Source organism: Mesorhizobium sp. M0029 (assembly GCF_040323735.1).
GTDB lineage: Bacteria > Pseudomonadota > Alphaproteobacteria > Rhizobiales > Rhizobiaceae > Mesorhizobium.
The window spans coordinates 68,599-81,003 of the sequence record NZ_JAMYVF010000006.1; the positions used below are offsets into that span (position 1 = coordinate 68,599).

Sequence of the window (12,405 nt, forward strand, 5' to 3'; positions counted from 1 at the left end):
GCTCTCGGCCAAAATGCGACATTCAACTTTCGTCTCGTCCTGTCAGGATTTGGCAAGCCGCCCGCCGGCTGGCTCCGAAATGTAGGATCGAAGTCCTGGGCGCGCATGCTAATGCGGACACCACGAACTGGACCGGTTTGGCAGTGATCCACTGCGCGCGCCAAACCCTGGCCGATTCACGGCGTGGTCGTAAACCCGCACTGCTTCTGTTCCATGTCGATCTGCTTGGTGATCCGGATGGCGTTCTGGGCGTAGGCTTCCGTTACCGAGCCGCTGTTGACGGTCTTGTCCTTCAGCGGGCTGACGGCTGCGCAGAGGTGGAAGACATGCTCGGTGTCGGACTTGGCGGCGCCGTTTTCCGGCGCGATCCAGTAGACGACATCCTGGCCATTGGGGTGTGCCGCGTCCTTCGTCGCCGCGGCCACCGTGGTGGAGTCGGTGGCGATCGCCTGCGCCTGGGCGGCGACCTCGGGCGAACAGGCCGTGGTCGGCTGCCCCGCCTTGATCTGTTCCGCGCAGGTGTTCATGTCCTGCGTGTACTGCTCGACCGACGGCGGCTGGTAGCTGACCCCGATCAGCGTCGCCAGCACGGCCAGCACGGCGCCGATGCCGCCGGCCACCTTCTTGCTCTTCGGGTCCATATTCTTGTCGTTGAGGATCAAGAGAACCAGCGGCAGGAAGGCAATCAGGGTGATGATCGCGCCGAGCTGGTTCTGGACGAAGAACCGGAATGTGTCGGATTCGCGGGCCGGGTCCTTCCGGTTGGCCGCCTTCCAGAGCAGGCTGCCGGCGATGGCGAAGATCGCGATGCCGACCAGAATGCCGATCAGCAGCGGCAGGTTGCCCTGGTCGAACTTGTGCTTGTAGAGCAGTACGATCCCGGCGATCTCGCCGCCAATGGCGATGACCCACGACAGCACGGCGAACAGGCGCAGCCGCGTGGCCCCGGACTTCTGGCCCTGCGTTGCCTGCCAGTCCTTGGTAACGTCTACGGTCGGCTTGTTGTCGGTCATGACCAGATCCCCCGGTATCGACACTTTTGCTGGGCGGCGTCAAAGGCGCCCGGCGCAGCGTCATTGATCGAACGTCGCCTGCCTCGGCGCGAAAGCGCCACGGCAGACCCCATCCTTATTGCGCATGATGGGATTCGTCCATAGCCGAGGCGGCGGACGAGGATGCCGGCGATGGCGCGGAGGAGGGCAGGGCAATCGCATAAGGCGGCGCCAGCCCCACTCCGTCCGCCGCGGCCACCTCCCCCATGTCCATGGGGAGAGGAAACCCAGGCCCATCAAGGCCGCGACCTCGGTGATTGGCATTTCCTCTCCGTCCGCGGAGCGGGGCAATCGAATATGACAGGTTTGCGCTCTACGAATACCCTCACCCTTAATCCCTCCCCACAAGGGGGAGGGAGACTTGGTAGGCGCTGATCGCCGCAAATCGCCTGGGTTCCACGCCAGAAAGGGTGGCTTGCGGCAGCGTTCCCTCCCCCTTGTGGGGAGGGTTAGGGTGGGGGTCCTCTTCGTAAGAACTCATATGTGATCGCCTTGCGCCGACGAAGGGAAGGTGGGTCGCCGAACCCGAGGGAGCGCCATATGCGATCGCCCTGCCATAGGTCGGATCACGCCACCGCGGGAACGCAACTAATTTGTATACAAATGTTTCTGGGCGGCATCGGTTTGTGAAGCGCTTCACCGTTGCCGCGCAATCGATCGGTTACAGAGGCGGCGCAAGAGCGGGCCTAAGGCAGCGCTCTGCTGCTGCATGGAGGTAACCGATGTTTGAAAGTCTCAGCAGAATTCGTGCTGCCCTGGCGCGCGCCAGCAAGCACAGGAAGACCGTGCGCGCACTGAACGCGCTGCCGACGGAGATCCAGAAGGACATTGGCTGGACGGAGTCGAGGTCGATCGATGAGATAAGGCTGCCGTTCTAGCGCCGCATCCAGCGTCGCTAATATATCGCTCGCCATCGATTGTTCGGAAGCGTACAGTGCAGCATCGTCGGCCACATCAACGGGCGCCGACGCTTGGGAGCGACCATCGCACTCCTGCCCCGACAGGAGGCATTGGAGCCATGGCGGAGCAACCGAGACAGTCCGGTCTGAGCGCCGAGGCGCTCGCGGCCTTGGCGCGGGAAACCGGGGCCTCCGAGCAGCAGATACAAGAGATCGCATCGCTGATCGGCAACGATCGCTCGTCCATCGTGCGCGAAGCGCGCATGGTTGCGGCTGACCGCCCGAAGCGCTGATCCAGGAAAAAGCTGCTGGATTGATTGATGGGGCGTCGCCCCTGATTTGTCGGTTTTGTACGAAGTACAATGGCTGAATCCGAGTCAGCTATCGTCCAATGACCGTTTGCATTTGGGCAGGGCGCCGACGGCTGGGAGATGACATGTGCTCTTGCCCTTGACGGGAGAGAGCGATGGACCAGTCGGTCAGCAAGGAGAAAAGCGGCCTCTTGCGCCGCATGAACCCGGCCGACTTCGCACTGCTTGCGCCGCATTTGCACCATCGTGTGCTCGATCTCAAAGCCCCGCTCGAAATGGCGGGCGAGCCGGTCGCCTCGGTCTGCTTCCTGGAAAGCGGCCTGGCCTCGGTGGTGGCGAGGAACCGGCCGGGCCTCGACACCGAGGTCGGCATCATCGGCCACGAAGGCATGTCGGGCTCCGCCTTGGTGATGGGCGCCGACTGGGCGCCCCATGACTGCTACATGCAGATGCCGGGCGAGGCGGTGTGCATCGATTCCGAGCCGTTCAAGGCAGCGTTGCAGAAAAGCCCGACGCTTCGCGCCTTCCTGCTGCGCTATGCCCATTATCTGCACGGCCAGACCAAATCCACGGCGCTGAGCAATGCCCGCGCCAAGCTCGAGGATCGGCTGGCCCGATGGCTCCTGATGTGTGACGACAGGGTGGTCGGCCACCAGATCCAGATCACGCATGAGTTCCTGTCCGTCATGCTCGGCGTCAGGCGTCCGGGCGTCACCATCGGCCTGCAGATCCTGGAAGGGCGCGGCCTGATCCGGTCGCGGCGCGGCGAGATCGTCATTCGCGACCGGGATGGCCTGATCGCCGTTGCCGACGGCTTCTACGGCCAGGCCGAGGCCGAATACGAACGCCTGCTGGGCTGAGCCTGGCACGGGCTGGAAATGGCCGACGCGAATGCCGGTGAAAGCATGTTGCCAGAGCCGCGCCGGCCATTTGCGGCCATCTGGGGAGAGGCCGCCCGGCAAATCTATCATCGGCGCAAAAGCGGGCAACGAACCGCAATCGCTTGGTAAAAACCGTACAATCGAATTGTGTTGAACCTTGGTTCGGCAAGAGTATGAATCCGCTGTCGTGACCATGTATAGGGGCGCTGGCGCCTGAGGCTTCGACAGGCTCGCGCGCCCGATGTGAACGGGGAAAACCGAAATGGCAGAACTGCTTTTCGATGTATCCGCCTTCGATTGCGCCATCCTGCGCGCCGCCTTCATCAAATCGGTGATGGAAGACAATGTCCCGGAAAAGCGCTGGCGCGCGCTCGCCGCTTCCCTGGTTCGCGACCTGACCGACCACGAAGACGTCGAGCCGGATCTGCTCGGCTGGATCACGCGCAAGTAGCAATATTCTGACGGTCCGGCGGCTACCCCAGCCACCACCACAGCGCCGCGATCGCCGCAAGCACCGCCGCCACCGACAGCCCCAGCATGATGTAGCTGCCCTTGATGATGTCGCGGATGATCTTCTTCACGCTTTCGCGGTCGTTGAGGTTCGGGAAGGGCTCGTTGGGCAGCGCCACGCCGAGGAAGCCGCAAAGCGGCGCCCAGCCATCGCTGACCTTGAACACCAGGAGCTTCTCCGGCGGCACGGCCGCTATCACCTCCTCGGTATAGGCGTTGTAGCGCGCCACCGCCTTGGCGCGGTCGTCCATCACGCCGGCAAGCGTGCGGCCCCAGATCAGTCTGTGCGACATGTCGCCGAATTTGCGGCCGAACGGCGTCAGCCATTCCAGCACCTTGAACTGCCACAATGTCTCGGTGAAGTGGATGGTGTCGATGGTGCTGTCGTACCAGGCCTCGGCGCCGCGCGGATGCAGGGTGAGCAGCACCTTGGCGTCGGGATAGGCGGCCATCAATTCGCGCCACACGCAGCATCCCGGATTGTCGACCGTCGCCTTGTAATTGGCAAAGACTCTGGTCCAGTCGTGCTGGCTGCCGGGCGGGCTGTTGGCCACCTTGCGCCAGAAGTCGAGATGGCCCTTGTTGGCCTTGTTGAGGATGACTTCCTGCATGTGGTAGCTGGGAAGGCCCAGCCTGTTCAGCGCGGCAAAGGTCGACCATGTGCCGGTGCGGCCGAATCCGGCCCCGATGAGCTCAAGCGTCATTTTAACCCCCCTTGTTGAGACCGCTTTTCTTTTTATGCCGGTCCGCTCGGAATGAGGTTGCATCCGCGCCCCTCGGCGCGCAACAATTTTCCCTGTCCAGAGCAGAAATGTGTTTGCTTTTTCGTCTGGGCCACGCGGAATGAGGGTCTGGCTATTCCCGCGGGTGAGGGAGCCTGATAATAGGTCAGTCAGATTGACCTAAATCGCATGGGCCGGAACGGTCATGCTGGACCAGATGCCGTATCCCGGGAGGTGGGCTCGTGAGTTTGATGGACCTGTTGGCGTCGCGCGCCTCGCGCATGAAGGCGTCGGAAATCCGCGAGCTGCTCAAACTGCTCGACCAGCCCGATATCATCTCCTTTGCCGGCGGCATCCCCGATCCGGCCTTGTTTCCGGCCCAGGCGATCGCCGATGCCTATGCCTCGGTGCTGGGCGGTGCGGAGGCGAGCGCAGCACTTCAGTATCAGGTCTCCGAAGGCTATCTGCCGCTCAGAAAATGGCTGGCCGGCCAGATGGGCAAGCTCGGCATTGCCTGCGACGAGCACAACATCTTCATCACCTCCGGCTCGCAGCAGGCGCTGGATTATCTCGGCAAGCTTTTCCTGTCGCCCGGCGACACAGCACTGGTAACATGGCCGACCTATCTCGGCGCGCTGCAGGCCTTCAACGCCTACGAACCGCGCTACGACCGGCTGACGCCGGACGGCGGCAACATGACGCCTGCCGCCTACCAGGCCGCTGCTGCAGGCGGCAAGGTGAAATTCGCCTATCTGGTGCCCGATTTCGCCAACCCGACCGGCGAGACGCTGAACCGCCAGCAGCGCGAGGCGGTGCTTGACCTCGCCGACGAGCTCGACATTGCCGTCATCGAGGACGCCGCGTATCGCGCGCTGCGCTATGACGGCGAGGGCCAGCCGCCGATGCTGGCGCTCGACTGCGAACGCTCAGGCGGCATCGAAAACGCCCGCACGCTCTATTGCGGCTCGTTCTCGAAAATCCTGTCACCGGGCATGCGCGTCGGCTGGGTCTGCGCGCCGCGCCGCGTCGTCGAGCGGCTGGTGCTGATGAAGCAGGCGTCGGACCTGCACAGCCCGTCGATCAACCAGCTGGTCATGCACCGCGTCTCCGAGGCCGTGTATGACGGCCAGGTGGAAAAGCTGATCGGCGCCTATCGCCAGCGCCGCGACGGCTTGCTTGCGGCACTCGAAGCGGAAATGCCGGATGGCGTCAGCTGGAGCCGACCGGAAGGCGGCATGTTCGTCTGGCTGACATTGCCTGAGGGTTCGGATGCCACCGCGCTGCTCGCCCGCTCGGTCAAGGAAGCCCGCGTCGCCTTCGTGCCGGGCAACGCATTTTATGCCGACGGTTCGGGACGCAACACGATGCGGATGAGCTTTACGCTGGCTGATGAACGCGCCGTGGGTGAAGGCGTGCCGAGGCTGGCGAAATTGATGAAGGGCTAGGCGCCCTACCTCCCCCTTGTGGGGAGGTCGACCGAAGGTCGGGTGGGGGTGCTTGGCGCCGACCCCCACCCCGATCCGCTTTGCGGATCGACCCTCCCCACAAGGGGGAGGGTAAAAAAGTCACTCCGCCACAACCAATTTATCCTGCGTCTTCGTATCGAAATCGCTGGCGTCGTGGCGCTCGTGCAGTTGCATGGCGGGGTCGCCGAAGGCGCGGTTGACCATGCGGCCGCGTTGCACGGTCGGGCGGGCGTCGATCGCCTTGGCCCAGCGTTGTACGTGCTCGTAGTCCTGCACCGACAGGAACTCGGCGGAATCATTGTACATGCGGCCGAGCGCAAGGCCGCCATACCAGGGCCATACCGCCATGTCGGCGATCGAATAGAAGGCGCCGCCGAGATATTCGGTCTCGGCCAGCCGCCGGTCGAGCACGTCGAGCTGGCGCTTGGTCTCCATGGCGAAGCGGTCGATGGCGTATTCGATTTTTTCGGGCGCATAGGCGTAGAAATGGCCGAAGCCGCCGCCGAGATAGGGCGCCGAACCCATCTGCCAGAACAGCCAGGACAAGGTTTCCGCGCGCGCCGGCTGTTCGGTCGGCAGGAACTCGCCGAACTTTTCCGCGAGATAAAGCAGGATCGAGCCGGACTCGAAGACGCGGACAGGCGTCTTGCCGCTGCGGTCGAGCAGCGCCGGGATCTTGGAGTTGGGGTTGACCTCGACAAAGCCCGAGCCGAACTGGTCGCCATCGTTGATGCGGATCAGCCAGGCGTCGTATTCGGCGCCCTTGTGGCCGAGCGCCAGAAGCTCCTCCAGCATGACAGTCACTTTGACCCCATTCGGCGTCGCCAGCGAATAGAGCTGCAGCGGATGCTTGCCGACCGGCAGCACCTTGTCATGCGTCGGACCGGCAATAGGCCGGTTGATGCTGGCGAACGTGCCGCCATTGGCTTTCTTCCAGCTCCAGACTTTCGGCGGGGTGTATTCGGTCATGCGGGAAATTCCTTGGGTTTGCGGGGCGAAAACGACTTGCGCGACGGCGCGAGACTGATGGCGGAAAAGTCGGCGGAACCTAGATACGGGAACACATAGGTGCAATTCAGAAAGGTTCAACTTGTGTTGAACTATTATCGATGTCGGCGCCGCCCCTCATCGCCCTGCCGGGCACTTCTCCCCGTATAGTGACGGGGAGAAGGACGCTGTCGCCTACTGATTTCCCCAATTGCCAGCGTTGCCAAGAGCGCCGATGTTGCGGCCATCTCCCTTCTCCCCGTCGCTATACGGGGGAGAAGGTGCCGGCAGGCGGACGAGGAGCAGCGCCAGCCTCTGAAATGATTGCCTTGTTGCCTAAGCCCTTGCGCCCTGTGCAGCGCGGCATACCTATAGAGGATACTGCCCACGCATATCTGCCAGGATGAAAGCATGCCGATCGATCCCGTTTCCCCGCTCTTGCGCTCCGTCGTTGGCGTGCGCGCCATGGTTCCCGACGATGCCTTCACGGCCAATGCCCTGGGCACGCGCCGGGAAGGCAGCGGCGTCGTCATCCGCGGCGACGGGCTGGTGCTCACCATAGGCTATCTCATCACCGAGGCCGAGGAGGTCTGGCTGACCGACCAGGACGGCCGCGTCGTGCCGGCACATGCGCTGGCCTATGACCAGGAGACAGGCTTCGGACTGGTGCAGGCGCTGGCGCCGCTCGGCCTGCCGGCGGTGGCGCTGGGCGACGCCTCGAAGGCCAAGATCGGCGACCCCGTGGTGTTTGCCGACGGAACCGGCCGCTCGGTCAAGGCACACATCGTCACCAAGCAGGAATTCGCCGGCTATTGGGAATATCTGCTTGACGAGGCGATCTTCATTGCCCCGGCGCACCCGTCCTGGGGCGGCGCGGCACTCATCGGCCAGGATGGCAGCCTGCTCGGCATCGGTTCGCTGCTTTTGCAGATGAGCCGCAACGGCGAGGTCGCCGACATCAACATGGTCGTGCCGATCAACCTTCTGACCCCGATCCTCGACGATCTGCTGACGCGCGGCCAGGTGGCGAAGCCGCCGCGCCCATGGCTCGGCGCCTTCTCGGCCGAGTCGAACGGTGCGGTCGTGGTGATGAGCGTCGCCGAAGGCGGCCCCGCCGCCAAGGCCGGCCTGCGCCAGGGCGACATCATCTCCGACGTGCGCGATGGCGAGGTCGACGGTCTCGCCGATTTCTACCGCAAGCTATGGCAGAATCCGGCGGGTTCGGAGATTCCTCTCAGGGTCGTGCGTGACGGTCGTGAGACTTGGCTGCGAGTGAAATCCGCCGACCGAAACAGCTTTTTGAAGAAACCGCATCTGCAGTGAAGGCCAATCTCCCCCCAAGTGGGGGAGATGCCCGGCAGGGCAGAGGGGGGCGCGAAGGATCGCGGCCTCTCGATCTGTTTTCTGACAAGAATCGCGGGATAAACGTGGCTGACACTGGCCGGTGCGTTGGCGGGACAGCGGCCCCCCTGCCGGCCATCTCCCCCACGAGGGGGGAGATTGGCTGCCCCCTCAATCCCCGCATACCCTAAAAGGCGTCCCCGTGTCCCACTCCGCGAAGGGCACGACCTGGCCTTCGACAGACACGATACTGTTCACCTTGCTGTCATCATCCTGCGTCTGCATACTTTTGCCCTTGCCGGTCAGCACGTCGTAGTCGCAGCTGCTGTAGACGACAACGGACTGGTATTTGTAATGGTCATAGGCAACGCCGGCGACGACGAAGGCCTCGTTGCGCCAGGCGATGGTCAGCGTCATGTCGGTCCGCTCGCCGGGGCCGATCAGCCCCGGCAGATAGATCTTGATCGAGCCGTTGGGCAGCAAGGTCAACTCCGGTTCGATGCCGGAGCCCTCATAATGCGGCTGGTCGTAGTCGTTCCATTCGCCGTAGACCTGCTCATGCACGACGCCGGCGGGTTTCAGAAAATTGTACTTTTTGTCCCTCAGGAAGAAATGCATGTCCATGGTATCGTCTTCGGGCTCGCTCTCGACGATCATCGCCAGATCGGCGGCGCCGTCGCCATTGAAGTCGCCGGTCAGCGCGGTGATGATCTTCTGGGTTTCGATGGGTTCGGCGAGCGCAGAGGCCGGCAGAAGAATGATGAGGCCGAGTAACATCGATCGCATGGCATTTCCCCCGAATTGCAGTCTGCCTTGCCCGGCACGACCAGCCGGGAAACTGCCATGAGCGCCGGCTTGGGCGCAAGCCGGCTCGCAATAGGCTAGGGGGTATCGACGCCGCTGACGGAAACTGGCATCGACAGCCGATACAGCCGGCCCGGCAACAACGAGGTGATGATGGCGCCGTTCAAGGTCGATCCCGACAAGGTTCATGAATTCCCCGATCCCGACAGTTTTTACGCCTGGCTGCGCGAAAATCATGCCGGCGAGAGCGAGGTCTGGATCAAGGTCCACAAGGTCGGCTCGGGCCTCGCCTCGATCACGCCGAAGCAGGCCATCGACGTGGCGCTGTGCTTCGGCTGGATCGACGCCATACGCAAGCCGCTCGACGACAAGAGCTTTCTGCAGCGCTACACGCCGCGCGGCAAGAAGAGCATCTGGAGCAAGATTAACATCGACAATGTCGCCCGCCTGGTCGAGGAGGGCCGCATGACTGAACACGGGCTGAAACAGGTCGAGGCGGCCAAGGCCGACGGCCGCTGGGACCGCGCCTATGCCTCAGCCATGAAAATTCCCGACGATCTCCGGGCCGCCATCGATGCCGAACCCGCGGCAAAAGAGATGCTGGCGAAGCTTTCCGCCCAAAACCGCTTCGCGCTCGCCTTCCGCACCCACAACATGAAGACGGAGGCGGGGCGCAAGAAGAAGATCGAGGCTTTCGTCGCGATGCTGAAGCGCGGCGAGACGATCTATCCGCAGAAGCGGTGAGGCGACGGCAAGCGGCTGCCATGGTGCGCGCAGCTAAAAACCCGCTTGTGAGGTTCTGGCCTCCCTTGCTCGGAAATAACCTATTGTTTTTACGGTATTTTCCACTCGTCGTTCTGGTGATAGCTGCGATAGTGGAAAAAACATAACAACATATTGTTAATTAAGAGTTTTCCACTATGTTGACTTGATCCTGACTTAAGAGTGGAAACCGATGCTGAGAGAGTTGACCGGCGAGCAGCGGCGCCAACTCATAGATACGCAACAGGTCTACGAGGCCTGGCAGCATGCTGATGACCAGCGCCAAAGGCGCTTTGCAGGCAGCATGCGCTGGGTTGAGCGCAACGGTGCTGAATACCTGCTGCGGAAGATCCGGCAGGTCGAGAATTCACTCGGGCCAAAAAGCAGCCAGACGGAGAAGGCGTTCGCTGCGTTTTCCGAGGGCAGGGTGCAGAACAAGGATCTGCTGGCAGGTCTGGCCGATCGCCTGAACGGCCTGGCGAAAGTCAATGTGGCAATGGGGTTGGGCAGGGTACCGGCCATCGCCGCACGGATATTGCGGCGGTGCGCCGAAACAGACCTGCTGGGCAAGCAGTTGCTGGTCGTCGGCACGAATGCGCTGTTCGCTTACGAGGCTCTGGCGGGCGTCCAGATCACCAGCGGTCTCACGGCAACCGGCGACATCGACCTGCTCTTCGATTCCCGACGCCGCATCAGCTTCGTGACCGGCGAGAGGGTAAGCCAGTCCGGCCTGATAGGCGTGTTGCGTAAAGTGGACAGGTCCTTCAAGCCGCTCCAGCCCCGGGCCTTGAGGGCAGCGAACCGTGATGGCTATCTGGTCGACCTGATCCGTCCGCAGGCAAGACATGTCCTCAAGGACAACGCCACTACCTCGATTACACAGCTTGCCGACGATCTCGACAGCGCACCCATGGAGGGGCTGCAATGGCTCATCAACGCTCCAAAGGTGGAGGCTGTGGCGATCGATGAGCGTGGCTATCCCGTAAGCATGCCGACGGTCGACCCTCGAATGTTCGCTCTGCACAAGGCTTGGCTGGCCACGCGGCCTGATCGGTCTGCGGTCAAGGCAATGAGAGATCGTGAACAGGCGGAAGCGGCTGCACGCATTGCCACGGGCTATCTTGCGCTTCCGCTGGACAGCGAGCATCTCAAAGGGCTTCCGGGGGCACTGCTGGACGCTGCGGCCGCAACGCTCTCTCTGCCTGGCCCGAGCGGCTTTTCCGAAGACTCTCCAATTGAGCCCGACTGGTAGCGGCCGCGCTAGCACGCCATGCTACGAAAATAGCATTCTCGCCTCGCGAAATGTGATGCTACGGTTCCCGGCGCACCCAGGGCGGAGGGGTTGCCAAGAGGAGAAGTGGCGGGCGCTGGCCCGGATTTCAGCGAGAACCGGACGGAGCTGTTGAACCATTGCAAGGCCGCCGCGTTTTCCAGCGTCGGCCACAAGGGAGGAACCACCTGTGAAAGCATCCTATCTCGTCTCAGCCGCGCTGCTTGCGGCGACTGCGATGCCGGCGGCGGCCGGCGAAATTTCCGACGGCAAGGTCAAGATCGGCATCCTCAACGACCAGTCGGGCGTCTATGCCGATTTCGGCGGCAAATGGTCGGTCGAGGCCGCCAGGATGGCGGTCGAGGATTTTGGCGGCAAGGTGCAGGGCGCGCCAATCGAGATCGTCAACGCCGATCACCAGAACAAGCCCGACATTGCCTCCAACATTGCGCGCCAGTGGTACGACACCGAGCAGGTCGACGCGATCATGGAACTGACGACATCCTCGGTGGCGCTCGCCGTCCAGGGGTTGTCCAAGGAAAAGAAGAAGATCGACATCGTTACCGGAGCGGCATCGGCCGACCTGACCGGCAAGCAATGCTCGCCCTACGGTTTCCACTGGGCTTACGATACCCACTCGCAGGCGGTCGGCACCGGCGGCGCGCTTGTGCAGCAGGGCGGCGACAGCTGGTATTTCATCACCGTCGACTATGCCTTCGGCTATTCGCTGAAGGAGCAGACCTCAAAGGTTGTTGAGGCAAGCGGCGGCAAAGTGCTGGGCGAGGTGCGTTACCCCTTGGGATCGACGGATTATTCCTCCTTCCTGCTGCAGGCGCAGTCCTCCGGCGCCAAGGTTATCGGCCTTGCCAATGCCGGCCTCGACACCTCCAATACCATCAAGCAGGCGGCCGAGTTCGGCATCGTCGCCGGCGGCCAGCGGCTGGCAGCACTTCTGTTCACGCTTGCCGAGGTGCACGGCCTCGGACTGCAGGCGGCGCAGGGCGTGGTGCTCACCGAAGGGTTTTACTGGGACCGCGACGACAAGAGCCGCGACTTCGCCGGGCGCTTCTTCAAGCGCACCAACCGCATGCCCAACATGATCCAGGCCGGCACCTATTCGGCGGTGCTGCAATATCTCAAGGCCATCGACAAGGCCGGCACCGACGAGACCGAGGCGGTCGCCAAGCAACTCCATGAAATGCCCGTCGACGACATCATCAACGCCAACGGCAAGGTACAGGCCGACGGCTCGATGGTGCACGACATGTATCTCTATCAGGTCAAAAAGCCCGAGGAGTCGAAGAAGGACTGGGACTACTACACCTACCTTGCGACCATTCCGGGCGACAAGGCCTTCATCAAGGCTGAAGACAGCGGCTGCCCGCTCGTCACCAAGTGAC

Annotated in this window: 13 protein-coding genes; 9 read left to right on the top strand and 4 right to left on the bottom strand. The window is 62.7% G+C overall.

The window, feature by feature from the left end:
* Positions 1 to 176: 176 nt before the first annotated feature.
* Positions 177 to 1,013, bottom strand: a complete 837-nt coding sequence (locus tag NKJ76_RS12505) for an SLC5/6 family protein (protein ID WP_352537558.1) — start codon at positions 1,011 to 1,013, stop codon at positions 177 to 179.
* A gap of 761 nt (positions 1,014 to 1,774) precedes the next feature.
* On the opposite strand from NKJ76_RS12505, the gene NKJ76_RS12510 reads away from it, so the two are divergent.
* The 4 genes from NKJ76_RS12510 (at position 1,775) to NKJ76_RS12525 (ending at position 3,594) form a co-directional block, all read left to right on the top strand.
* A complete protein-coding gene (locus NKJ76_RS12510) occupies positions 1,775 to 1,930 on the top strand; it encodes a DUF1127 domain-containing protein (RefSeq protein ID WP_023671409.1) in 156 nt (51 codons plus the stop codon).
* Positions 1,931 to 2,070: 140 nt separating this feature from the next.
* Positions 2,071 to 2,244: a hypothetical protein gene (locus tag NKJ76_RS12515; protein ID WP_023689840.1), complete on the top strand. Its 174-nt coding sequence runs from the start codon at positions 2,071 to 2,073 to the stop codon at positions 2,242 to 2,244.
* A gap of 173 nt (positions 2,245 to 2,417) precedes the next feature.
* Positions 2,418 to 3,122, top strand: coding sequence for a Crp/Fnr family transcriptional regulator (locus NKJ76_RS12520; protein ID WP_023685922.1), 705 nt, complete (start codon positions 2,418 to 2,420; stop codon positions 3,120 to 3,122).
* 283 nt (positions 3,123 to 3,405) lie between these two features.
* Positions 3,406 to 3,594 carry a hypothetical protein gene (locus NKJ76_RS12525; protein WP_023671412.1) on the top strand — a complete coding sequence of 63 codons (189 nt, stop codon included), beginning with the start codon at positions 3,406 to 3,408 and terminating at the stop codon, positions 3,592 to 3,594.
* Positions 3,595 to 3,616: 22 nt separating this feature from the next.
* On the opposite strand, the gene NKJ76_RS12530 is transcribed toward NKJ76_RS12525, so the two are convergent.
* Positions 3,617 to 4,357, bottom strand: coding sequence for a sulfotransferase family protein (locus tag NKJ76_RS12530; RefSeq protein WP_023693766.1), 741 nt, complete (start codon positions 4,355 to 4,357; stop codon positions 3,617 to 3,619).
* A gap of 269 nt (positions 4,358 to 4,626) precedes the next feature.
* On the opposite strand from NKJ76_RS12530, the gene NKJ76_RS12535 reads away from it, so the two are divergent.
* Entirely contained in the window at positions 4,627 to 5,820 is a 1,194-nt protein-coding gene (locus NKJ76_RS12535) for an aminotransferase-like domain-containing protein (protein WP_352537659.1), read from the top strand.
* Between the two features lie 120 nt (positions 5,821 to 5,940).
* Here the strand turns inward: NKJ76_RS12535 and yghU are convergent, their stop codons facing one another.
* Positions 5,941 to 6,810, bottom strand: coding sequence for a glutathione-dependent disulfide-bond oxidoreductase (gene yghU, locus NKJ76_RS12540; protein ID WP_502902301.1), 870 nt, complete (start codon positions 6,808 to 6,810; stop codon positions 5,941 to 5,943).
* A gap of 429 nt (positions 6,811 to 7,239) precedes the next feature.
* Between yghU and NKJ76_RS12545 the strand changes: the two genes are divergently transcribed.
* Positions 7,240 to 8,151, top strand: coding sequence for a S1C family serine protease (locus NKJ76_RS12545; protein WP_023671416.1), 912 nt, complete (start codon positions 7,240 to 7,242; stop codon positions 8,149 to 8,151).
* Positions 8,152 to 8,340: 189 nt separating this feature from the next.
* Here the strand turns inward: NKJ76_RS12545 and NKJ76_RS12550 are convergent, their stop codons facing one another.
* The gene (locus NKJ76_RS12550) at positions 8,341 to 8,955 is read right to left on the bottom strand and encodes a hypothetical protein (protein WP_352537559.1); all 615 of its coding nucleotides are present in this window, start codon (positions 8,953 to 8,955) and stop codon (positions 8,341 to 8,343) included.
* A 171-nt stretch (positions 8,956 to 9,126) separates the two neighbouring features.
* On the opposite strand from NKJ76_RS12550, the gene NKJ76_RS12555 reads away from it, so the two are divergent.
* From NKJ76_RS12555 to NKJ76_RS12565, 3 genes are all read left to right on the top strand, one after another.
* Positions 9,127 to 9,717 (top strand): YdeI/OmpD-associated family protein, encoded by a 591-nt coding sequence (locus tag NKJ76_RS12555; RefSeq protein WP_352537560.1) that lies wholly within the window; start codon positions 9,127 to 9,129, stop codon positions 9,715 to 9,717.
* A gap of 211 nt (positions 9,718 to 9,928) precedes the next feature.
* A complete protein-coding gene (locus NKJ76_RS12560; RefSeq protein WP_352537561.1) occupies positions 9,929 to 10,987 on the top strand; it encodes a GSU2403 family nucleotidyltransferase fold protein in 1,059 nt (352 codons plus the stop codon).
* A gap of 208 nt (positions 10,988 to 11,195) precedes the next feature.
* Positions 11,196 to 12,404, top strand: coding sequence for an ABC transporter substrate-binding protein (locus NKJ76_RS12565; RefSeq protein WP_023689847.1), 1,209 nt, complete (start codon positions 11,196 to 11,198; stop codon positions 12,402 to 12,404).
* Position 12,405: the final 1 nt, after the last annotated feature.

Bases quoted from the DNA above. Each gene is read 5' to 3' on its own strand.
- NKJ76_RS12520 (WP_023685922.1), top strand. From the start codon at position 2,418: ATGGACCAGTCGGTCAGCAAGGAGAAAAGCGGCCTCTTGCGCCGCATG.
- NKJ76_RS12505 (WP_352537558.1), bottom strand. From the start codon at position 1,013: ATGACCGACAACAAGCCGACCGTAGACGTTACCAAGGACTGGCAGGCA.
- NKJ76_RS12555 (WP_352537560.1), top strand. From the start codon at position 9,127: ATGGCGCCGTTCAAGGTCGATCCCGACAAGGTTCATGAATTCCCCGAT.
- NKJ76_RS12560 (WP_352537561.1), top strand. From the start codon at position 9,929: ATGCTGAGAGAGTTGACCGGCGAGCAGCGGCGCCAACTCATAGATACG.
- NKJ76_RS12550 (WP_352537559.1), bottom strand. From the start codon at position 8,955: ATGCGATCGATGTTACTCGGCCTCATCATTCTTCTGCCGGCCTCTGCG.
- NKJ76_RS12525 (WP_023671412.1), top strand. From the start codon at position 3,406: ATGGCAGAACTGCTTTTCGATGTATCCGCCTTCGATTGCGCCATCCTG.
- NKJ76_RS12515 (WP_023689840.1), top strand. From the start codon at position 2,071: ATGGCGGAGCAACCGAGACAGTCCGGTCTGAGCGCCGAGGCGCTCGCG.
- NKJ76_RS12535 (WP_352537659.1), top strand. From the start codon at position 4,627: ATGGACCTGTTGGCGTCGCGCGCCTCGCGCATGAAGGCGTCGGAAATC.
- NKJ76_RS12530 (WP_023693766.1), bottom strand. From the start codon at position 4,357: ATGACGCTTGAGCTCATCGGGGCCGGATTCGGCCGCACCGGCACATGG.
- NKJ76_RS12545 (WP_023671416.1), top strand. From the start codon at position 7,240: ATGCCGATCGATCCCGTTTCCCCGCTCTTGCGCTCCGTCGTTGGCGTG.
- NKJ76_RS12510 (WP_023671409.1), top strand. From the start codon at position 1,775: ATGTTTGAAAGTCTCAGCAGAATTCGTGCTGCCCTGGCGCGCGCCAGC.
- yghU (WP_502902301.1), bottom strand. From the start codon at position 6,810: ATGACCGAATACACCCCGCCGAAAGTCTGGAGCTGGAAGAAAGCCAAT.